Here is a 23,940-nt window from a genome sequence, read left to right as displayed (position 1 = left end):
ATAAAAATGGCAAAATATTCGAGAATAGAAGTATTTAATGTAATGAGTGAAACAGGTCTAGTACCATTGTTTTATGATAGTGATATTGATATCTGTAAGCAAATTTTAAAAGCTTGTTATAATGGAGGAGCTAGACTGTTAGAGTTTACAGCTAGAGGAGATTTTGCTCCTGAAGTTTTTACAGAACTTAATAAATATGTGATGGCTGAATTACCTGATATGATATTAGGTGTTGGATCTGTGACAGATGCAGCCTCAGCTTCAACATATATGGCATTGGGAGCTAACTTTATTGTAACTCCTGTTTTTAGAGAAGATATTGCTATAGTTTGTAACCGTAGAAAAATATTGTGGTCACCAGGTTGTGGGTCGTTAACTGAAATTGCTAAGGCAGAAGAGCTAGGATGCGAAATAGTAAAGTTATTTCCTGGTCAAGTGTATGGACCTGATTTTGTTAAAGGTATAAAAGGACCTCAGCCATGGACAAGTGTGATGCCTACTGGAGGTGTTTTGCCAACAAGAGAAAATCTTGAAGGCTGGTTTAAAGCTGGTGTGTTGTGTGTTGGTATGGGATCAAAACTTATAACAAAAGATAATAAAGGTAATTATGATTTGGGCAAAATTGAATCAGATACTAAAAATGTTTTGAAAATAATTAAATCTTTAAAAACTTAAGAAAAATTGAAGTCGTCAGCAACAACAATAAAAGAGATTTCTTCTTTATCTGGTTACTCTGTCTCTACAGTTTCTAAAGCGCTTAATAATAAAGAGGATATTAGTTTAAAAACTAGAGAACTAATAAAAAATATTGCAAAGCAATTCAATTATGTTCCTAATAACTATGCTGTTGCACTAAGAGCAAAAAAGGCTAATGCGGTTGCTGTAGTTTTACCAGAAGTCACAAAGAAAAGGTACAGTCAAGCATTATGTTATCTGCAAAAAACAGCTGAAGACTACGGTTATAAAGTTTTATTATATCAAACATTTAATTCTAAAGTAAAGGAAGGTTATTATTTAAATAGTTTAAATGATGGCTCAATTGATGGTGTTTTTTTAATTTCAGATAAATCCAAAGAACGTAAAGGTTCTGAGGATGAAAAAGTGCCTATTATACAACTTCCCGTAAGCCAACTTAATACAGACAATGAAATAAAGGAATTGTCTTCTTCAAGTTTTGATATGTTTTTAAATCTAAATTACTAACAAGCTTTATTAGATTTGGTGATAATGTCAATTATCACGTTTACCTTGTTTAAAATACATTACTCTGCCCTTTAGATTGGACTAATTATACAGTTGAAAACTTATTTCATTTGTTTTCTTGTTTTAGAAATAGTATAAGTTTTTGAAATTTTTTAATAATTAAAATCAAACACTTTTTGCTAGTTTTATTCTGTAATAAACTTTAGCGTGCGCATTAAAACTACATACCTCTTATTAACGCTTGCTTTTATGTGTTGTAAGAATCCCGAAAGTAAACAATTAGATGTTTTTCAGTCTAATAATGAGGTTTTTAAATATTCAGGAAGAACTATAACAAAAGAGCATTCAGTTGGTTTGATAAGTTCAGCTTCATCGGTTGAATTCAATGTGACAGGAGATTCGTTAACAATCAATATCCAGTCAGAATACAAACCAAGAAACTACTTTGTACTTACAATAAATGATGAGTATCAAAAACGATATACAATTTCTGGAGACACCATCAATTCCATTAAAATAGCTTTACCTAAAACAGAAACGCAAAATAAGGTTGGAATTTTTAAGGCAACTGAAGCAGCAAGTGGTATGGTGCTTTTTCATGGTTTAGAAGCTGAAGCTATTTCTAAAGTTGAAAACAATACTGCATTTACTATTGAGTTTATTGGTGATTCTATAACCTGTGGTGCTTTAATGGATCCTACTGATGTTCCTTGTGATGCCAAAGGTGAATACATAGACCAGCATAATGCCTATTTAGCATATGGACCAATAGTAGCAAGAACTTTAAACGCTGATTATATTTTGAGTTCGGTTTCTGGTATGGGAATCTATCGTAATTGGAACGATGAGCATAAAGACGAGCCTATTATGCCTGAGGTTTATGAAAATTTATTCCTAAATACTAATGATGATGTACTATACGATTTTAAGGTTAAGCCAAAGCTAGTGAGTATATGTTTAGGAACCAACGATATGTCCGAAGGCGATGGCATCAAAGACCGTTTACCTTTCAATTCTGAAACTTATGTAGCACGTTATATAGAATTAGTTGGTAAAGTATATAAACACTACCCAAATACTCAGGTTGTGCTTTTAAATAGTCCAATGATTCAGGGAGACAAAAACAACGTGCTTATAGATTGCTTAACACAAGTAAAAACATATTTTGAAAAGGACTCTAATAGAACAATTCCTATATTTCAATTCAATGATGTGTATGCTCATGGTTGCAGTTACCATCCAAGTATAGCAGATAATAAAGTAATGGCCGAAAAACTAATTCCGTTCTTCGAAAAGATATTGGCCAACTAAACATTTAATTTAATGAAGATTTACAATAAATATATTCTGTGTTGTATAGGTAGCTTGTCTTTTATAATGAGCTCCTTTGCTAATGTTACTATCCCATCTTTTTTTAGTGATAATATGGTGTTGCAACAGCAAGATAATGTTAAAATTTGGGGATGGAGTAATCCTCACGAACCCATAACCATTACAACAAGTTGGAGTCATGATACTATTACAACCAAAGGAACTAATTATGCAAAATGGGAAGCAGTTTTAAAAACACCAAAAGCTGGTGGTCCATATACCATAACTATTAAAGGTTATAATGAAATTAAACTGAATAATGTTTTAATTGGTGAGGTTTGGGTGTGCTCTGGTCAGTCTAATATGGAGTGGACTGCCTCAGCAGGAATTGATGATGCTGAAACAGCAATAGCTAGTGCAAATTTCCCTAATATTAGATTGTTTACAGTGTCAAAACATTCTTCCGAAACACCTCAAGATAATCTGGATGGTCAGTGGCAAACGTGTTCACCAGAAACCATGCAGTATTTTAGTGCAGTTGCTTATTTCTTCGGAAAAAAACTACATCAAGAACTCGACGTTCCAATAGGATTGATTAATTCTAGTTGGGGAGGAAGCTATGCCGAAACTTGGATGCCTGAATCAGTTTTTAAAACGAATGATGAATTGAAAAAAGCATCTGAAAAAATTAATCCTGTTGAATGGGCTCCTTATGAACCTGGTCGTATATACAATGCCATGATTCATCCGCTAACTAAGCTTAATGTTTCAGGAGTGATTTGGTATCAAGGTGAAAATAATACAACAAATTCAAAGTCTTATCATTTAATTTTTTCTGAATTGATTAAATCTTGGAGACAAGCATTTAATAAAGAAATGCCTTTTTACTTTGCTCAAATAGCGCCTTTTTCTTACTATGAATCTTCTGGAGTAGAAGTTAGAGATGCGCAAAGACGCACATTAGAATTGCCAAAAACTGCAATGGTTGTCACTTCAGATATAGGAGACCTTAAAGACATTCATCCACGTAATAAAAAAGATGTAGGACTCAGGTTTGCTCAATTGGCACTTAAGAAGCATTATAATACAATAGAAACTGTTGTTGAAAGTCCGTTGTATGTGTCTTCTGAAGTAAAAAACAACAAGTTTCTAGTAACATTTAATCATGCTGACGGATTATATGTAACGTCAAAGACCAGTCAGTTTGAAGTGGCAGGAGCTGATGAGGTGTTTCATTCGGCGAAATTCAAAATAAAAGGAAATCAAATAGAAGTGTTTTCAAAACAAGTAAAGGAACCTATGTATGTAAGGTATGCTTGGGGAAATACTATAGAAGCCAATATATTCAATAAAGTAGGATTGCCAATGTCTAGCTTTACCACACAACTAATTAAATAACAATCATGAAAACAATAAAAATCACAAGAGTTTGTGCAGTAGCAGTTATTTTGCTTTGTCTTGTGAACACAAAAACACATGCTCAAATGGAAGAAACAAAGGTTGATATAAATCAGAAAGTAGAGTCGTTATTATCACAAATGACCATTGAAGAGAAAGTAGGACAAATGAATCTTTATAATGGGTTTTGGGACGTTACAGGACCAGCACCTGAAGAGGGAAATGCTGCCTTAAAATATGATCACCTTAAGAAAGGATGGGTTGGAGCGATGTTAACCGTGAGAGGAGCTGAAGAGGTAAGAAATGTTCAAAGAATTGCAGTTGAAGAATCTAGACTAGGTATTCCGTTACTAATTGGGTTTGATGTGATTCATGGTTATAAAACTTTAAGTCCAATTCCCTTGGCTGAATCGGCTAGTTGGGATTTGCAAGCTATTGAAAAATCCGCACGAGTTGCAGCTACTGAGGCTTCTGCTTCTGGAATTAACTGGACTTTCGCTCCAATGGTTGATATCTCAAGAGATGCGCGTTGGGGACGTGTTATGGAAGGTGCTGGTGAAGATCCTTATTTGGGAAGTTTAATAGCCAAAGCACGAGTAAACGGATTTCAAGGTGATGATCTTTCTGCTCATAATACTATTGCTGCTTGTGCTAAGCATTTTGCCGCTTATGGTTTTGCTGAAGCAGGTAGAGACTATAACGTTGCTGATATAGGAAATGGTACACTCTACAACACAGTGCTGCCTCCTTTTAAAGCGGCTTCAGAGGCTGGTGTAAAAACATTTATGAACTCTTTTAATACCTTAAATGGTGTTCCTGTTACTGGAAGTTCGTTTTTGCAAAGAGACATTCTTAAAAGAGATTGGAATTTTGATGGTTTCGTGGTTTCAGATTGGGCTTCTATAAATGAAATGATTCCTTGGGGACACGCAAAAGATAAACGTCAAGCTGCTCAAATTGCTGCAAATGCTGGTTCTGATATGGATATGGAAGGCTATGTTTACATCCAAGAGTTAGCGCAATTGGTTAAAGATGGTGTGGTAAAAGAATCGATTTTAGATGATGCTGTTAGACGTATTTTAAAGGTGAAGTTTGAATTAGGACTTTTTGAAGACCCTTATAGATATTGTGATGACGATAGAGAAAAAGAATGGACTTACCATGAAAGCTATAGAGAAGCTGTTTTGGATATGGCAAAAAAATCTATCGTGCTTTTAAAGAACGATAACAATTTGCTTCCGCTTAAAAAGAATGGTCAAACCATCGCTTTAATTGGCGATTTGGCTGATGACAAATCAAGTCCTCTAGGTAGCTGGAGAATAGCTTCAGATGATGATACTGCGGTTTCTGTATTGGAAGGTATGTCGTCTTACAAAGGCAACACATTAAACTTCTCTAGAGGTCCTGAGGTTTTTGAAGGCACTTCAACCTTCTTACAAGAAGTAAAGATTAACACTAATGATACCTCTGGTTTTGATGAAGCTATTGCAACAGCTAAAGCAGCTGATGTTGTGGTTATGGTGTTAGGTGAACATGGTTTTCAAAGTGGTGAAGGTAGAAGTCGTACCAATTTAGATTTACCTGGTCTTCAGCAAGAACTTTTAGAGGAAGTTTATAAGGTTAACACTAATGTGGTGTTGGTTTTAAACAACGGAAGACCACTAGCCATTGAATGGGCAAGCGAACATATTCCAGCCATTGTTGAAGCATGGCATTTAGGAACTGAATCTGGAAATGCGATTGCTAACGTATTATATGGAGACTATAACCCAAGTGGTAAACTGCCAATGTCTTTTCCTAGAAATGTAGGTCAAGCACCAATTTATTACAATAATTACCCAACAGGAAGACCAACCGATAAAGATGGAAACGTATTTTGGTCACATTATACTGATGTTGAGAAAACGCCTTTGTATCCATTTGGTCATGGTTTAAGTTATACCACTTTTGAATATTCAAATTTAAAAGTAACCAATACTTACAAAGAAAATCAGGAAGTAAAAGTGTCTTTTACACTTAAAAACACTGGAGCTTTAAAAGGTAAGGAAGTAGCGCAATTATATATAAGGGATTTGGTTGGAAGTGTTATACGACCGCTTAAAGAATTAAAAGGATTTGAGTTAATCGAGTTAGAGGCAGGTGCATCTAAAACGGTTGAATTTGTACTTACCAAAAAGGAGCTTGGTTTCTATACGAACCAAGGAGAATTTGTGGTAGAATCAGGTGATTTTAAAGTGTTTGTTGGTGGTGATTCTAATGCTGAATTAGAGCAAGGCTTTACTTTGGAGTAAACTAACATTAATAATGTTTAAGTGTGTGCGTATACGTCACTTCGAGTAAAATTCTGCAAGAATTTTGTATCGAGAAGTGCATTTTTGAAGGAAAATTTCGCGTTAAACTACTCTATTTTTTAATTAGTTTGATAGTTTTACTACTTTGATTGTTAAATAGTTTAGCCAAATAAATACCTGATGTTTTAATCGTTTTACCTATACTACAATTTTGTTCGCAATGCCCTTTTTCAATTGCTACACCTTTTAAATTATAAATGATATAGTTGAATGGTTTTGAAGCTTGAACAGTCAAACTATCTGTAAAAGGGTTTGGTGAAAACGAAACGTCGTTAAAAACATTATCTTTTATAGAAAGCGAACTTGAACCACTCACAAAGTGTGATAACAATCTAATGTAAGCCACTTGATAGCCATTACTGTTTTCGGTGACTTCCCAAGAGTTCATGGGCCAACTTGTATTAAAATTGTCATAGGCTTTTTGTTTAGGCTGACCTTGAATTCTTGCAACTTGAGTTGCATCACATGTCAAACCAGAACAACCAGAAGGACAGCATCCATCCCAATTATAGGAAGGGTTTGGTCCACCTGTTAAAAATCCAGGAGCAGGTCCATAAGGGTCGTTTAGTACGTTATCCCAATCAGTTCCATCTCCAAACCATGTATGGTAAAATTCATTAACGCCATGGTCAGCACCATAATCGTACATGTTAGATAAGTAACAAAAGTTTAATGGATTTACACCGTGTAAATAATGAATGTAACGTTCAGCAGCTCGTATCGCATCAGTATTGTTAGAGCTGTTAATATCATGTAGTGCATAGCTAGTAAACATCAATCCTTTTCTAGATTTGATACCATTACTTCCCCAAACATAATCTTCAAGATGTGCTAAATAAGGATCGGTTTCGTTAGTTAATGCTTCAAAATTACTAGCAGAATTCATACTGTTTTGATACACTGTTTTTATTTCATTTGCTACCGTAGCGCCAACATTTTCAAGACTGGAATAGTATAACAAGTTATCCTGATTGCCTTGTTCAAAAGGAAAAGCATAATTCCAAAGAATGAGATGAATATCTTGATAGTTGTTTTCTACAAAAGTTTTCATGGTAGAATTGATGCTAGCGTCTTCAGGTAAGCCTGTATTAGTTATATCATAAAGATGAATAGCTGCTCTCATTTTTAAGGCAAACCTGCCATAATCGTCAGTCTCTTGCTGTCCTGCTCCAATACCAACTGAACTATAAGAAGAGCTGTTGTTTTCCCAAATAACATTTGGATTTGTATCTGCCCAATTCCATGCATTTAAAGCACTTTGTCTTAACGTATTTGCATAAGCCGACATGCCTAATCCTTCAAAAACTTTAGATCCTAATGCAAATGCTCCTGCAGAAGACAGAGTAGCAGTTGTGTTGACGCCTCCATAAAGACTTTGTCCTGTTGCTGATGAAGGTGGAGACGCATGGTCTAAATCCACTATACTAATCATAGAGCCATTGGTTTCTTGTAGTCTTAGCAAGTGATCCATTCCCCAAATAATTTCATCGATAATATCAGGATTTCCGTTGTTGGAATATGGTAAATCATAATCATCGCTCCAAGCATTTGGATTTTCGATATAAGCTTTTAGTAAATCAAACACATAGTTTGCAGTCCAATGTGTGTATTTGTTGTAATCGCCTGCATCATACCATCCACCACTTAAATCTTTTTCAGTTGAAGCATCGTTTGGCGAATCCCATTTCCTACACTCAGTATCTTGCAAATTTCCTAAATGACTTGCGCTATCAGCCCAATCACTTCCTGCGTAAGTAGCATTTTTTTCATAACCTGCACGCTGATAGAAAAATGTTCTGACTGCATGTTTTAAAACTTCTTCATAGACATTATCAGTTATACTGAATTCGTATGATCTTAAATTTTGATTAATGTCTAATACATAATAGGTCCCAGGAGTTTGATAGCTTGAAAAATCAAACCACCAAGCTCTATCTCCAGAAGAATCATCTTCATTACCTGAGTTCCAAGGAACAACATTTCCAGTGAATACTTGAGTGTCTGTTGTTGCATCTACCAAAGAGTAATTAAACCCTGGAGCAAAGGATTCTGAAGCATCAAAACCAGTTAAAGGATCTCTAACTACAGCTATTTTTTCTGAATTTGTACGATATCCAAATTGGTCAACAATAATGTATTTTGATACTGTTTGACCGTTGGTAATGGCTGTCATCAATAAAAAAGTAAGTGTCGTTAGAACTTTCATGATATATTAGTTTTTTAAGGCATCGTTATGATTTTTTATGATTTCTAAAGTTGAGGTGTCACTAGCAAAAACCGAATTTAAACCTTGAGGTTCTTGAGGAGGGTCAGCAGTGAAATCGTCTCCATGTTGCCACTTACCATCACCATCAACATTGGCTTTTCCGTAACCTGCAAATCCCCAAAAATTCAATCCAGCTAAATAGCCTCCTTTTGCTTTGCTTTCAGCAACTTTTTCGCAAACAGCTTGATAAAACGTGTTACGATTGTCGATATTCGCATCTAAGGATAAGCTTTCTTTTTCCCTTGGGAAACCAAACTCACTCATGACGATTGGTTTGTTTTGTTTTTTGGCAATTTCTAAATGCTCGTTCATGTACGCATTAGCATTTTCAATGGAGAGTTGAGTGGTTTCAACTTCATTATTAATATCATACCAACCCCAATTTTTTGGCCACATGTGCATAGTTAAATAATCGATATTCGGATTGTCGTGTAAACGATCATACATGTCTATATCTTGTAAATAACTTGCTTTACCTTCAGCACCTGTTGAAATTAGATGTTTAGAGTCTAACGATTCAATTAAATCAACAGTTGTATTTAACCATTCGGTAAAAGGCTTCTCATATTCTGTTCCAACCATCACTCGTGGTTCATTAGCTACTTGCCATGACATTATGGTGTTATCTTCAGTGTATTTTAAACCAGTATAAGCATTGGTGCGTCCCATTAAAAATCGAACATGATTGTAAAATGCTTCTTTACAAGGTTCGCATGAATGGAATTGCATAGTATATTTCATATAATCATCCCAAGTGTATTTGTCGGTAAAAAACGGATTAGGAACTTCTCCATAACCATTCCATTCTAAATATTCACTCATACCACCAGACCAAATCCAGTTGTTGTTCATGTATAAAATAGCATACATATTTCTTTTGCGCATTTCAGCCAATAAAAAATCTAAGCCATCAAGGAGGTCTTCGTTGTATTTTCCCTGTTCGGGTTGCAAAGCAGGATGAACAGTAGAGTCGCTACCATCTCCTTCAGCTCCAGCTAGAATACGTAAGTTGTCGATGCCGACAGATTTCATTAAATCCAATTCTTTAATGAGTCGATCTCTATCTCCAATGTTTTTAGCTCCAATTAAAGGACCATACCAATAGTTAGCTCCAATAAAATAATAAGGCTGATCTCCTTTATAGAATTTTCCGTCTTTCACACTCACTAATTCAACAGGATTTAAAGTGTCTTTTGCGGTTGTGGTTTCTTCTTGAGTTGTTGCTTTTTTATCGTCTTTACAAGAAGATAGTGCTAGTAAAGCAGCAAACGCAAGCGTTATTGTTTTTAGTTTTATCATAATTAAGGGAGTTGGTACATGTTAGGTAATTCGTTTTCTAATAAAGACTTTGGTTTGTTTGTAAACTCAATAAAGTCGTTAGCATCTGTCATTCCTGGTACTGGAGTGCAGTATGTGTTTTCATTGTTTGACCAAAACATCATAAAAGCAATATGGTTGTTGTTATTGGTAATGGCGTTATAAAGGTTGTTTGAGTAGAAGTTTGAAATAGGGTTGTTGTCACCAGGAGTCACAAAGTAGCCTGTTTCAGATAAAGCTGCAATTTTAACTTTTTGCTTTGCTAAATCTGATACTATTTTAAGCTTGTTGTTTGCGGCAGTAACTCCACTTTGTCCTTGGTTGTTAAAGTCGCCATAGTTGTCCATGGCTAAAATATCTACATAGGCATCACCAGGATAACGCTGTAAGTATAAAGCTTCGGTTGTATAGCTATTGTCAGGAGCATAAGCATAAAGCATATTATTTACACCAAGAGTATCCCTTAGGTAAGTAACCGTAAATTGCCAGCACTCTATGAATTGTTGTGGAGAACAGTAATCGTCTCCCCACCAAAACCAGTTTCCGTCAAACTCATGAAATGGTCTGAAAATAATTGGAACTTTTTTACCATCACTTCCTATTAGGTTATTGGCAACATCTGCTACTTTTTGTAGTTTTTGTTTGTAATACTCATGGTTTGCACCTCCAGGTAAAATACTAGCAAAAGCATTTTCAGCTTGAAACTGTGTCATTTCACTTACGTAGAAATGATCGCCATCATAAGGTTCTCTTAAATGCCAAGTGAACATATTTACCATGCCTTTGTTGTATGCTTCAACAGCATCAGCTATAATAATTTGCTCTTGTTGGAAAAACCAGTTTGAAGCTGTGCCATCATTGTTGTCGTCAGTAATAAACATAAAATCTGAACCTAAAAGTCCTGGGTCGCTTCCTGTAAGTTTTTTAATATCAGAATCACCAACTGCATTATTGTAGAATGAATTAAACGCGTCTTGTTGGCCTATAATAAAACTGTCTGGAGACATTGTTTTTAGGTTGTAAAATAAAGCTATGGTTTCGTCTGTTGAATTTGGGTTAACCATATAGTTAGCTGTATCTTCGGGTTGTAATACAAATGCTTCTGGTTCTTCCGAAAGTGTCATGGTTGCACTGTCTGGAGTTCCTATTTCGGCATTGTTACTTACAGACATTATTTCTATAATAATAGTTTCATCTCCTTCGGTGTCAGTGTCGTCAATTACTGTTACTGGAATTGAATGTGATGTGGTATTTGCAGGAATAGTTACTTGACTATTTATCGTTTGAAAATCTTCACCATTGGTTGCTGTTCCGCTTATACTAAGGTTAACAATTGTGGCAGTGGTTGAAGATCCCGTTAAGGATATATTAAAAGCACCATTAGTAGTTGGTTCAGAAGCTGAACTACCAACTGAAATGGATACTTTTGGATTTACGGTTTCTCCTCCGTTATTGGAATTGTTATCGTCTTTTGAGCAATTCAAGGCTAAAAAGCTTAGTATTATTAAAAGTAACTTTTTCATAGTTCAATTTTTTAAATATTCATCATTATACATGCTCTTGAAGTATGATAAGGAGCTTTCCACATGCTCACTTTATCTTCTTCATGATAGACATTTCCATTTTTATCAACTCTAAAAAACCATTCTCCATTAACAGTGTCTATAAGATGAGTTTTAGTGAATTCCCAAATTTTTAATGCAGTATCTATATAAGTTGAATCATTTTTTATTTGGTAAGCATATTTTAAGCCAGCTAAGGCTTCAACTTGTGGCCACCAATGTCTATCAGTGTCTATGTGGTTGGTGGTTAGGTTTTTTTCATTTATAACTGCTCCATCAGTATCAATCGCTTCGTTAATAAATGTGTTTGCAACTCTAGTTGCTGTTGTGTAAGCTTGTTGTAATAAGTCGTTGTTCTTTAGTGTTTTTGCAGCTTCAATAACAAGCCATATAGTTTCTATGTCATGACCATAAGATACTGAATTGCTGAGTAATTTCCAGTCTTCGTCAAAAAACAAATGGTAGTGATTATTACTATTTAAAAATTTGGTTAAGAATAATTCAACCAACATTGTTAGAGATTTTTTAAGCGACTCATTAGGATAGATTTCTAGGAGTGTTGTGTAAGCTTCTAAAACATGAAGATGAGTATTCATGGTTTTTGCAGCATTCATATCCTTTTCGCTTAAACGCATATCATCAATTGGTGACCAATCTTGATTAAGCGCTTCAATATATCCTAGTTTTTTAGTGTCTTTAGCGCGTTTTTCTAATAATTCAAAAAGTTGAATGGCTAGAGATTTTGCTTCTTCATCTTTTGAAAACTTGTAGTATTCTGACAATGCATAAATACCAAAAGCTTGTGCGTATACTTGTTTACGCTTATTAATTGGTTGTCCTTTGTAGTCGAGTTCCCAGTAAAAGCCTCCATATTCATTGTCTTTGAAATAATCTTTTAAATACTGAAAAGAACGTTCGCAAATAGACTGATAAGATTTTGAGTTTAAATAATTTGATGCAGCAGAAAACGACCAAAGAATTCTAGTGTTAAGGATAATGCCTTTATTGGCTTTATCTACAATTTTATTGTCGTTGGTTATTTTACCAACAAAGCCACCATAGTTTTGGTCTATGGTGTTGTTGGTCCAATAGGTTAATATGTTGAGCAATTCTGAATGGAGTTCAGATTGCATCGTTTTATAGGCTTCATTCATCTATTATAGCCTTTTGTTTTTTTCTATTAAATCTATAATGGTTTGTACTGAACCTGCTGATGTATAGGTGTCTTTAGGTGTGTTAATGCAATAGTCAATTAACTTCTCAATAGTTGTTGTTGCTACATGCATGCGTGTATCAGAAGATGCATAATAAATGTAAACTGTGCCATCATTGTCTTCAATCCAACCATTTACAAATAAAACATTAGAAACATCGCCAACACGTTCTTCATCTTGAGGACCCATAAAATGACCAGCTGGTTGATGAATCACTTTTGAAATATCATTTAAATCGGTCATAAACATATACAGTGTGTATCTCAATCCTGCAGCAGTGTTTCTTACACCATGAGCAATATGTAACCAACCTTTCTCGGTTTTTATAGGAGCTGGACCTTGTCCATTTTTAAGTTCAAAAATGGTGTGGTAAACTTTATTGTTTATAATTTTTTCGTTTTCAACAACAGGATTTAGCATATCTACAACATAGCCTAATCCTATTCCTCCACCATTACCAATATCAATAAACCCATCTTGTGGTCTGGTATAAAGTGCATATTTTCCATCTACAAGTTCAGGGTGTAAAACAACATTACGTTGTTGGCCAGTGTTAGAAATTAAATCAGGTAAGCGCTCCCAATTGATAAGGTCTTTGGTTCTGACAATACCAGCATTAGCAATAGCTGAGCTAGTGTCGCCAGCTTTTGCATTTGGATCTTTACGCTCAGTGCAAAAAATACCATAAATCCAACCGTCTTCATGTTTAGTCAAACGCATGTCATAAACATTTGTGTCTGGATTTCCTTCTATTTGAGGGATAACACAAGGTTTGTCCCAAAATTCAAACTGATCTATTCCGTTAGGACTTTCAGCCATTGCAAAAAATGATTTTCGGTCATTACCTTCAACGCGAACACAAAGCACGTATTTGTCATTCCATTTTATAGCTCCTGCATTAAAAGTGGCATTAAAACCTATGCGTTCTAAAACATTAGGATTGGTTTCTTCGTTTAAATCGTATCTCCAATGTACAGGAATATGGTCGGCTGTTATTATTGGGTTTTTATAACGATTATAAACTCCGTTTTTGCTATGTAAAGGTTCGTTTTTTTTGTTTATCACTGCTTCGTAATCCTGAAAAACCTTTTCAAGTTTATAGCTTCTTACATATAGATCTTTTCGCATCATAACTAATCTAATTTTTCATCTAATTTATTCCACCAGAATTTTTTCAATAAGAATACACAAATCACAAGTATAACTACTGAAATGTATATTGGTGTTTGTTGTCTAAATATTATATACATTGGAAGTATTACAAGGGTAGTTTGAGCAATAATTCCAATAACTATGTTGAACATATCTCGTCCAAAATCTTTGTTTCTTTTAAGGCTTGGGTCTTCGGCTAAGAGTTTGTCGTGTACTGGTTTCCAAAAACCCCAAGGACGTACGTTTTTGTAAAATGATTTTAGCACTGCATCGTCAGTTGGTGGAGCAGAGTAGGTGCCAATTATGCTTCCTAGTATTGAGACAACCAGAAGTATTGGGAATAGATATAAGCTAAGAATATTAGGGAATAACTCAGGAACTATTGCTGCTGATAATAAACCAGCAACCATTCCCCAGAAAAACCCTTCTCCATTAAATCGCCACCAGTGCCATTTTAAAATATTAGCACCAACGTAACTACCATAAAGTACTGAGACGATCCATTGTAATACAGAGTTTACATCTTTTGCGAAAAATCCTAAGACAATGCTAATAATAACTACTATGATACCTGTGAGGTAATTCATGTTTCTGGTTTGACTTGCATTGGCGTTAGGTTTTACATATTTAAGGTAAATGTCATTTACAAGATATGCTTGAGCCGCATTTAATGTGCCTGCAAATGTAGACATGAATGCTGCTATTAAACCCGCTAGTAAAAGTCCTAAAAGTCCAATAGGGACAAACTCTTTTATGGCAGTAGGAAGTATAAGCTCAAAATCTATAGTTCCTGTGGCATCCATTAGGTTTAATTTTTCATAGTAAATGAGAGCTAATGCAGCAAAACCAGCTATCATTAAATAACGAATTGGCATTAAAATAACTGAAACAAAACCACTCATTTTTGAGGCTTCAGCTGAGTTTTTTGTAGATAGTATTTTTTGCATGTCGTATGTTGGTGCAGGACCAGCAACACTAACTAAAACACCTTTAAAAACCATCATCATAAAGAAAACAGTGAACAAGCTAAATCCGTCTTCTTTTATTTTTTGATTGACTTCTGGGATGATTTCGCTCCAATCCATATTAAGTTCCCAACCAAAGAATGGTGTTTTCCAACCTTCAGGAACATTAAGTACATGTTCACCTACTGCTTGAAAACCAAGGTAGCCTATTACTAATGCAGCAACAGTCATGATTGCAAATTGAACAACGTCTGCCCAAACAATACCAGACATTCCGCCAAGTAGTGAGTAGAAAACTGCAAACAATGTAAAAATAACACCATAAAAATGTGGTACATATTCTAAAGGAATAGTGAAAGGCACATAGTTGCTTACTAATTCCCAAGGAATAAAAATTTCAATAAATTTTCCTAATCCAATAAATCCGTATGCTAGATAACCTAAACACATAATGAGTGCAAATACAACAACAATGATGTGGGAAAGTTTAGCGCCTTTTTCAAAACCAAAACGTGTTCCTATCCATTCAGCACCAGTTGTTGCATTAGAGCGCCTTAACCATTTAGACAGGTAAACCATAAGGAATATTTGGTTAAATACTGGCCATAGCCAAGGTATCCATGCGCTTTTAATGCCATAAACAAACATGAGTGTTACCAACCAGATGGTTCCTGAAATATCAAACATACCTGATGCATTGGAAAGTCCAAGCATATACCATGGTATGGATTTTCCACCAAGTAAATAATCGTCTTTGCTGCGTTGAGCTCTTTTTCTTAGAACCAAACCAATTGCAACTATAATTACTAGATATAATAAGATTATGGCAATATCAATAGGGTGTATTAAATTCATTTTTTAGTTAGTTAGGTCCTCTAAAAATAAGGTTTTTGGTAATGCTTCAAAAGCTTTAAAGTCATCAACAATTGGATGTTCTTTGTATGGCATATAATGATGATCTGGTCTTGCGTTTCTCCAAAATAAAACCCAAGAAATACCAGTGTTTTCTAGGTTAGGATAAAGCACTTCGGTAAACCAGTTTGGTGTTGAAAGTGTTTCTAAGCCAGTTTCGGTAAATGCATATGGTTTTTGTTTTTGCTCAGCAATTTCTTTTACGATAGCTAAATCGTGTTGTAGAGAATTTATAAAACCTTCAGAGTCTTTAAAATCATAAATATCAATCCCGAAAATATCTACATACTCATCACCAGGATAGTATTTCATGTAGTCGTCTGTTGGGTTTAATTTATTAGGAGAATAAGCATATAATAAATTGTTGAGTTGATGCGTGTCTCTTAATATGTCAACTGTTTCTATCCATAAAGTTTTATAATTTTCAACAGAACAGTTGCCTTCTCCCCACCAAAACCAGCTTCCGTTCATTTCGTGAAATGGCCTAAATACAATAGGAATGGGGTGATTATTAATTTCTACAGATTTTAAAAAGTCCGCTACTCGTTTTACCCATAGTTGGTATTTATCATGATGTTTTCCGCCTTTAATAATGTCTGAAACAGTTGAGGTTTTGTCCCAAGAATCTCCATTAGATGTAGGGTTGTTAGCATGCCAACTTACGGTAATGATTCCGCCTTTTTTGTAAGCGTCAATCATTAATTGGCGCATAGTTGTAAAAGAAACTGAGTCTAAGTTGTGAGTGTTGTTGAGCTCAATATGTCCAATGTCAAAACCATAAACTGCAGGAAGTTTACCTGAAACTTCTTTGACATCACTTTTTATAACTTCAGGAGAATCTTCGTGTTTCCAATTTAATCCATAAGAAGTGGCATCTTGATGACCAATTGCAAATCCTTTTTTTGAAATTGTATAAAGTTTAGAAATTAGATCTTCAGCATCAATTGAACGTTTTGTTTTGATGTCATCTTTTTCAACAGAAGTGTCCTTTTTTAAATCTTCTTTTTTGTCATTTTTACAAGAAAGTGGCAAAAAAAGAAAAAATAGTATCATTACTTTAATGTAAATTGTTTTATTTAAATAAAATGGATGGTTTTTTATCATTTTTTATTTTATTAATAATTTTATGCAATATAAAATGAAGATTTTATAATTTAGCACGCTGACAATTATTTATTGTTCAAAATTAACTATACAAAATTCAATTTGATGATATTATTTTATCAAATTGTTAAAATATTATTACATCATTATATATGGATATTTTAAAAAAAGTGCATAGGGAGATCACTCCTTTGTCTCCAGAAGATAGTTTTTTGGTTTTTGATAGGGTAAAAGATGATTTTGATTTTCCTATTCATTTTCATCCAGAATATGAGCTGAATTTTATTAGTAATGGTAAAGGAGTAAAAAGGGTTGTAGGTGATAGTATTGAAGAGATTGAAGAGGTTGAGCTTGTTTTGGTTGGTCCTAATCTTCATCATGGATGGTTGACGCATAATTGTAAGAATGACGATATACATGAGATTACAATTCAGTTTCATCAGCATTTGTTTGCAGACGAGTTTTTGTCAAGAAAAATCATGAAGCCTATAAAAGAGATGTTTGACAGGTCGGTTCATGGTATTTTGTTTTCAAAAAAAGTGGCTTTAGATTTAAAGGAGCGTATTTCTAGGCTTTCTAGAATTGATGGGATTGACTATTTTCTCGAAATTATATCTATACTTCATGATTTAGCTAACTCAAGAAATCAAAGGCTTTTATCGACCTATACAGTGAATAGGGAAAACTTTGAGAATAGTGATAAAATTAAAACGGTTTATGAGTATGTTCAGGAGAATTTCGATAAAAAAATAACCTTGTCTGAAGTCTCTGAGTTGGTAAATATGAGCAATGTGTCTTTTAATAGATTTATGAAAAAACGTACTGGAAAAACATTTGTTGACTATGTAAATGACGTTAGAATAGGGTATGCTTCTATGTGGTTGTTAGAAAGAGATAATAGTATTTCTGAGATAGCCTTTAATTGTGGGTTTAATAATATTGCTAATTTTAATAGAGTCTTCAAGAAATTGAAAAACTGTACTCCAAGTCAGTATAAAACGGAGTTTTCGGGTATAAAACGTATACTCTAATAGTATTAGCTACAAAAGAATATACTATTTTGTTATTCTGCACACATATATAGATGATATTGGTGTCTATATTTGTTTTTTTAGCTCTATTTAGTGTTGTTTGTTGATTGTTTGAAAGTTTTTATAAAAAATTATATAAATAATTGACAAAATAATATTAACACTAACTTAACATTTCCTTTAATTTTGATATTGACAAAAAACACCCTTTATAATTACGCATATTATAATTATTGAGGTATAAATATTCAAAATGTACAATTTACTGTACTAACACTAAAAAAACATGCAAAAAATCAATTTAAAAAACATTTATGGTAGTAGGTACTACTATACTTTTTTACTGTTTTGTTTAGTTGGTCAACTAGCTTTTGCCCAAACCCAGGTAAAAGGTGTGGTTACTGATGAAAATGGTATGGCACTTCCAGGTGTAAACATTCTTGAAAAAGGAACAAGTAATGGAGTGTACACAGATTTTGACGGAAACTATGTGATAACCGTTAAGGATAATGCCACTCTAGTTTTTAGCTATTTAGGTTTTGTAACTCAAGAAACTGCTGTTTCAGGTAGAGTGTCTATTAACGTGACTCTTGTGGAAAGTTTAGAAAGCTTAGATGAAGTAGTTGTGATTGGTTACGGATCGCAATTAAAAGAAGATTTGAGTGGTTCGGTATCAACTATTGATACTGAAGCGTTAAACAATTTGCCACAAGTTAGTGTGGATCAATTAATGCAAGGTAGAGCATCGGGAGTTAGTATTACTCAAAACTCTGGGCAACCAGGTAGTGCTGTTTCCGTGAGAATTCGTGGTGTAAATACTATTTCTGGTTCAGCTGAACCGCTTTATATTATTGATGGAGTTCCTATTTCGGGAGATTCTAATAATATTTCTACTAGTGGTAGATCTATAGCTGATAACGACTTAGGTCAAGGAGATGGAGCAACTGGTGTTAGTCCGTTGGCTGCGTTAAACCCAAGTGATATTGAATCTATTAATATTCTTAAAGATGCATCAGCAACTGCAATTTATGGATCTAGAGGAGCAAATGGAGTTGTAATTATCACTACTAAAAGTGGTAAGAATAAAAAAGGGACACTTAGATATAACACTTACCTAGCAATTCAAAGACCAACTAATTTCTATGAGGTAATGGATTTGAGTCAATATGCGAGACTTCAAAATGAAATGGCTGAAATTTATGGGCTGAATCCGCAAATTGAATTTTTAAATCCTAGTCTCTTAGGACCAGGTACTAACTGGCAACAGGAGATTTTTGATGATGCAGTAATGCAAAGTCATGAAGTTTCGTTTTCAGGAGGTAATGAAGATGTAAATTACTTTTTGTCTGCAGGATATTTAGACCAAGATGGAACTGTAATTGGTTCTGGTTTTGATCGTATTAATGTACGAGCTAATGTTGGTGCAAATATTACCGATAAAATTAAAGTAGGTGCTAATCTAACTGCAAGTAGAACAAATGATAAATTAACATTGAATAATGCTACAAACGGTATCATTTATTTATCTTTATTAAATAACCCAGCCACAGCAGTTTATAATCCTGATGGGTCTTTTGCAGGACCAGACTTGGATGATGATTTTAAATTTGAAAACCCAATAGCAAGAGCACTTAGTTTAAGCAATAGATTAGAACGTAATAGGTTTTTTGGAAATATTTTTGCTGAACTTAAACTAGGTAAAAACCTTACTTATAGAACTGAGTTTGGTGGAGACTTTGGAAATAATGTAAGTGATAGATTTCAACCTACATTCTCTTATGGAGAAATCACTGGAGGTGAAAGTGCATTGAGTGTAAGAAGAGAGAATAATGATTTCTGGATTCTGAAAAACATATTAACCTTTCAAAAGAAATTTAATAATAAACACGATGTAACTGTTATGTTAGGTCAAGAAGCTCAAGAGTCTAAATGGCAAGGAGTAATTGCTTCAGATGGTGAGTTTGTTAGTAACGATGTGCCAATTTTAGGGACAGGAAATGCAATTGACAATACAGATCAGTACAAAGGTAGTACAGCATTATCTTCATACTTTGGTAGAGCTATTTACTCGTTCGACAACAAGTATAACATCACAGCTTCAATTAGAGCTGATGGTTCTTCAAAATTTGCAGAAGGCAATAAATGGGGATACTTCCCATCAGTTTCTGCTTCATGGAGATTGTCTAACGAAAATTTTATGGACGATTTTGATGCGATTCAAAACATAAAAATTTATGGTGGTTATGGTGAAGTAGGTAACCAAGCTATACCAAACTTTGCTTATGGAGCAAGATTAAATACAGTGTCGACTGGTTTAGGAACTGGTTTTGAGTTTGCAAACTTTGCAAACGAAGACTTAAAGTGGGAATCGTCAACACAAACCAATTTAGGACTTGACTTCTCAGTGTTCGATTCTAGGCTTAGCGCTACTGTAGAAGTGTACAATAAAGTATCTAAAGACTTCTTGTATCAATTAGCAGTTACTGATTTTATTACAGGAGGGAATTCTCCAGGAGCAATTGCAGCGCCTTGGGTAAACCTTGGTGAAATGGTAAACAAAGGAATTGATGTTACACTTAATTATAAAACAAAAGGTTCACAAGATTTCTCATGGAATTCGTCGTTAACATTCTCACATTATAAAAATGAAGTGAAAGAACTGTTAGGGGATTTAACCATTTTTGGTGAAATGACAATGAATACTTCTAACCAAAACGTAACCATTACTCAAGTAGGTCAGCCTATAGGTCTATTCTACGGTTACAAGGTAGAAGGTATTTTTAGAACGCTAGACGATATTAATGGTGCTCCAGTTCAGTTTGGAAGACCTTTTGAAGATGCATTGTTCTCTACTACTTGGTTAGGTGATATTAAGTTTAAAGATATCAATGGTGATGGAGTAGTAAACACAGATGATAGAACAGTTATTGGAAACCCTCATCCAGATTTTACATTTGGTTTCCAAAACTCTTTCAACTATAAGAATTTTGATTTATCGATTTTTATGCAAGGATCTTATGGAAACGATGTGTTTAATGCAGTAAACAGAAGTCTTACTGCAGGAAATCAAACTTACACCAATCAATTACCATCAGTGTTAGATTACTGGTCAGTTGATAATCCAAATGCTAGCAACCCAAGATTAGCAAGAAACGATACGCCAAATATTAATATTTCAGACAGATATATTGAAGATGGTTCTTATTTAAGAATTCAAAATGTAACATTAGGATATACATTACCATCTGATGCAACCAGCACTTTCGGTATCAATAGACTTAGAGTGTATGGTATGATTCAAAATCTTTACACATTTACTAAATATTCAGGATACGATCCAGAGATTGGAGTGTATAATCAAAATGCACTATTAATGGGAGTTGATAATGGTCGTTACCCTACGCCAAGGATTTTCACTCTTGGATTAAATGTAGAATTTTAAAAACATTAGCTATGAATAATATGAACAATTTATTTAAAACTAAACTCATTGTGATATTGGCAGTTGTGTTATGCATGCCATCTTGTAGTGACGACTTTTTAGACAGACCACCAGAAGATTCGTATAACGTTGCCGAGTTTTACGAAACTACTGAGCAGGTAAATGCTGCAACAAATGCACTTTATGTTAGACCTTGGTACAATTTTGTGACCAACGTGTCATGGTGTATTGGTGAATTAAGCTCAGGTAACGGAAGAACTTGGGATCCAAGAAATGCCGATTTTGTGAATTTTGCCATTACTGGTGAACATGGAACATTAACTCAAGCTTGGGAATCTCTGTACGCAGTTGTTGCGCAAGCCAATGCAGTTATTAATACGCTGCCAGATGCAGCAGGACCAAGTGTGCCTCAAGATGTTGTTGATAATGCTGTTGGTGAAGCAAGGTTTATTAGAGCATCAGCGTACTTCTATTTAGTTAGAATTTTTGGACCAATTCCAATTATTGCTGATAATAACGAATACGTATTAGAACCTGTTGTACCTCGTAACCTAGAGTCTGATGTGTATGAATTTATAAAAAGAGATTTACAATTTGCCGTAGATAATTGCTACGAAAAAATTAGAGGAGCTAATTATGATGCCAATGCTAAGGTGTCTAGTGGTTCAGCTAAAGCGATGTTAGCAAAAGTATATTTATATGAGCAAAATTATCCTATGGCTTATCAGCTAGCTAGTGAGGTTATCAACTCTGGAGAGTTTAAGCTTTATGGAGGCGATGCTGAAGATGGAGACCCATCAGGTAGTTATTACGATTTGTTTTTAACAGCAAACGATAACAACCCTGAATCTATTTTCGCTTTACAATGGACTAATACAGGTATTTATGCTGAAGGTAATGGAGTGCAGTCGCTTTTTGCTCCTGCAGGAGTTACAGGTTTTTCTGATGGTTGGTCAGCAATTGGGCCTTCAATAGATTTACAAGAAGCTTATGAAGATACTGAACAAGATTTAAGATACTACGCAACAATTATGGCACCTGGTGCTTTTTATCCAGACCTTAATGGAGGTTACACAGTATCTGAGACTATCGATCATCAAGGATGTAATGTAGGAGTGAAAAAATATGTAATTGGTTCAGCTGCTAGTAATGGTGGTGGAGCTTCTCAAAGTTATCCAAATAACACTTATGTATTAAGATATGGAGAGTTACTATTAATTCATGCTGAAGCTGCTCTTAATGGTGGAGGTTCAGTAGCTGAAGGTATTAACTCTTTCAATAAAATTAGAAGAAGAGCAGGCTTAGATGAAATTGCTAACCCAACACTTGAAGATGTATTTCAAGAAAGACGTATAGAATTGGCTTTTGAAATGGAGTTTTGGTATGATGTTGTAAGACAAGGACCAGACTTCGCATTAAATTTCTTAAGCAATACTGAAAGAGGAACTTTTAATGACGATACATCTCCTCCAACAATCAATTCTGAAACCTTTCCAGCATCAATGGACGATTTATTGTTCCCTTATCCTAGTAATGAGATTCAAAACAATCCAGCGCTATTGGAAGCACCAGTTCCTTATGAATTTGAATAAAAAAGATTATGAAAAAAATAAATTTTAAAATACAGCAAACAGGATGGTTCATTTTACTGATTTTCTCATTAGTTCAATTGACATCTTGTGAAAACGATTTTAGAGATCCTTCTTCTCCAGATGCGTCGAAGCCTCCTGTAATACACAGTGTAAGCGAAGCTACTGAAGATGTTGCGGTTACTCAAGGTGTGCTTCAAGGCACTTATATTATAAGAGGAGAATATTTAGGAACACTTTCAAAAGTATATTTTAATGGGTACCAAGCAGGTTTTAATCCTGCATTCGTTACTGATAATATTGCTTTTGTGACGGTTCCAGTCAATGCACCTTATGTTGGTCAAGCAAATATTTTAAGACTAGAAACCTTGGGAGGAGCAGTAGAGTACGATTTCTCTCTTTTAACAATAGAAGAATTTACAGAAGAAACTGTTGATGGTGTAAAATTAGTACATCTTTTTGGTGGAGATTTTACTGATACGTCTACAGTAACTTTTGTAAGTGGATCAGAAGAAAACGGAAACTTAGTAGAGTTACCTGCTGAAATAGTTTTTGTTTCTGAAACTATGGTAACAGTTGAAGTTCCTGATGGAGTAGAGCAAGCGTTTATTTACTTAGCAACAAGTAGAGGAGCTATTGCGCAATCAGACTCTTATGGATTTTCGTATTCAATTTATATAGACGAATTAAATCCAGAATGGACTACAAGTGAATGGGGAGGAACACATGATTTGGCCTCTACCGAAGTTGCTTTAGGTCAATATTCAATTAAGAGTATTAGAGAAGGTTGGTCTGGTTTAACATTTTTAGCACCTAATATTCCTTTTGATGAATATGATGCTATAACAGTTTCAGTTTATGGAACAGGAGCTGCTGGAGATTCAGTAACCCTTGCAATTAATGATTTTGATGGAGCTGCATCTCATCAACCAATAGAACTAATTCCAGGAGAGTGGAACAAAGTTGTAATTCCATTATCAGATTTTTATCCAAATGGAGGTGAGCCAAGTACAATTTTTAGATTGGATTTTCAAGAATCATCAAATACAGGATTGTCTCAATACATATTTTATGTAGATGATTTTGGATTCCTATAATAACTAAACAAAATTAAAATTTACCG

The 23,940-nt window shown here is 34.5% G+C and carries 16 protein-coding genes; 9 read left to right on the top strand and 7 right to left on the bottom strand.

The window, feature by feature from the left end; genetic code table 11:
* The first annotated feature begins 6 nt into the window (after positions 1-6).
* The 5 genes from DMZ43_RS02010 (at position 7) to bglX (ending at position 6,203) form a co-directional block, all read left to right on the top strand.
* Positions 7-675, top strand: a complete 669-nt coding sequence (locus DMZ43_RS02010; protein WP_131505997.1) for a bifunctional 4-hydroxy-2-oxoglutarate aldolase/2-dehydro-3-deoxy-phosphogluconate aldolase — start codon at positions 7-9, stop codon at positions 673-675.
* A gap of 6 nt (positions 676-681) precedes the next feature.
* Positions 682-1,203: a LacI family DNA-binding transcriptional regulator gene (locus DMZ43_RS02005; RefSeq protein ID WP_131505996.1), complete on the top strand. Its 522-nt coding sequence runs from the start codon at positions 682-684 to the stop codon at positions 1,201-1,203.
* Positions 1,204-1,452: 249 nt separating this feature from the next.
* Positions 1,453-2,514 (top strand): SGNH/GDSL hydrolase family protein, encoded by a 1,062-nt coding sequence (locus DMZ43_RS02000; protein WP_131505995.1) that lies wholly within the window; start codon positions 1,453-1,455, stop codon positions 2,512-2,514.
* A 12-nt stretch (positions 2,515-2,526) separates the two neighbouring features.
* Positions 2,527-3,912, top strand: a complete 1,386-nt coding sequence (locus DMZ43_RS01995) for a sialate O-acetylesterase (RefSeq protein ID WP_131505994.1) — start codon at positions 2,527-2,529, stop codon at positions 3,910-3,912.
* A gap of 5 nt (positions 3,913-3,917) precedes the next feature.
* Positions 3,918-6,203 carry a beta-glucosidase BglX gene (gene bglX / locus DMZ43_RS01990; protein ID WP_131505993.1) on the top strand — a complete coding sequence of 762 codons (2,286 nt, stop codon included), beginning with the start codon at positions 3,918-3,920 and terminating at the stop codon, positions 6,201-6,203.
* 112 nt (positions 6,204-6,315) lie between these two features.
* On the opposite strand, the gene DMZ43_RS01985 is transcribed toward bglX, so the two are convergent.
* The 7 genes from DMZ43_RS01985 to DMZ43_RS01955 are packed head-to-tail and all read right to left on the bottom strand — an operon-like array spanning position 6,316 to position 16,704.
* Positions 6,316-8,469 (bottom strand): glycoside hydrolase family 9 protein, encoded by a 2,154-nt coding sequence (locus tag DMZ43_RS01985; protein WP_131505992.1) that lies wholly within the window; start codon positions 8,467-8,469, stop codon positions 6,316-6,318.
* A 6-nt stretch (positions 8,470-8,475) separates the two neighbouring features.
* Positions 8,476-9,828, bottom strand: coding sequence for a beta-mannanase (locus DMZ43_RS01980; RefSeq protein WP_131505991.1), 1,353 nt, complete (start codon positions 9,826-9,828; stop codon positions 8,476-8,478).
* Positions 9,829-9,830: 2 nt separating this feature from the next.
* Positions 9,831-11,369, bottom strand: a complete 1,539-nt coding sequence (locus DMZ43_RS01975; protein WP_131505990.1) for a glycosyl hydrolase — start codon at positions 11,367-11,369, stop codon at positions 9,831-9,833.
* Positions 11,370-11,380: 11 nt separating this feature from the next.
* Complete coding sequence (locus DMZ43_RS01970) at positions 11,381-12,562, bottom strand: AGE family epimerase/isomerase (RefSeq protein ID WP_131505989.1); 1,182 nt, start codon at positions 12,560-12,562, stop codon at positions 11,381-11,383.
* Between the two features lie 3 nt (positions 12,563-12,565).
* Positions 12,566-13,750, bottom strand: a complete 1,185-nt coding sequence (locus tag DMZ43_RS01965) for a glycosidase (RefSeq protein WP_131506523.1) — start codon at positions 13,748-13,750, stop codon at positions 12,566-12,568.
* 5 nt (positions 13,751-13,755) lie between these two features.
* On the bottom strand, positions 13,756-15,594 hold the full coding sequence (locus tag DMZ43_RS01960; protein WP_131505988.1) for a sodium:solute symporter family protein: 1,839 nt from the start codon (positions 15,592-15,594) through the stop codon (positions 13,756-13,758).
* Positions 15,595-15,597: 3 nt separating this feature from the next.
* A complete protein-coding gene (locus DMZ43_RS01955; protein ID WP_161566723.1) occupies positions 15,598-16,704 on the bottom strand; it encodes a glycoside hydrolase family 26 protein in 1,107 nt (368 codons plus the stop codon).
* A 203-nt stretch (positions 16,705-16,907) separates the two neighbouring features.
* On the opposite strand from DMZ43_RS01955, the gene DMZ43_RS01950 reads away from it, so the two are divergent.
* The 4 genes from DMZ43_RS01950 (at position 16,908) to DMZ43_RS01935 (ending at position 23,914) form a co-directional block, all read left to right on the top strand.
* Entirely contained in the window at positions 16,908-17,786 is an 879-nt protein-coding gene (locus tag DMZ43_RS01950; protein WP_129759309.1) for an AraC family transcriptional regulator, read from the top strand.
* Positions 17,787-18,072: 286 nt separating this feature from the next.
* Positions 18,073-21,228, top strand: a complete 3,156-nt coding sequence (locus tag DMZ43_RS01945) for a TonB-dependent receptor (RefSeq protein WP_131505986.1) — start codon at positions 18,073-18,075, stop codon at positions 21,226-21,228.
* Positions 21,229-21,248: 20 nt separating this feature from the next.
* A complete protein-coding gene (locus DMZ43_RS01940) occupies positions 21,249-22,820 on the top strand; it encodes a RagB/SusD family nutrient uptake outer membrane protein (protein ID WP_161566722.1) in 1,572 nt (523 codons plus the stop codon).
* Positions 22,821-22,828: 8 nt separating this feature from the next.
* Positions 22,829-23,914, top strand: a complete 1,086-nt coding sequence (locus DMZ43_RS01935) for a hypothetical protein (RefSeq protein ID WP_131505984.1) — start codon at positions 22,829-22,831, stop codon at positions 23,912-23,914.
* Positions 23,915-23,940: the final 26 nt, after the last annotated feature.

The sequence above is a fragment of the Meridianimaribacter sp. CL38 genome (assembly GCF_004328055.1).
Lineage (GTDB): Bacteria > Bacteroidota > Bacteroidia > Flavobacteriales > Flavobacteriaceae > Gaetbulibacter_B > Gaetbulibacter_B jejuensis.
This window is presented reverse-complemented; position numbering and strand designations above follow the sequence as displayed.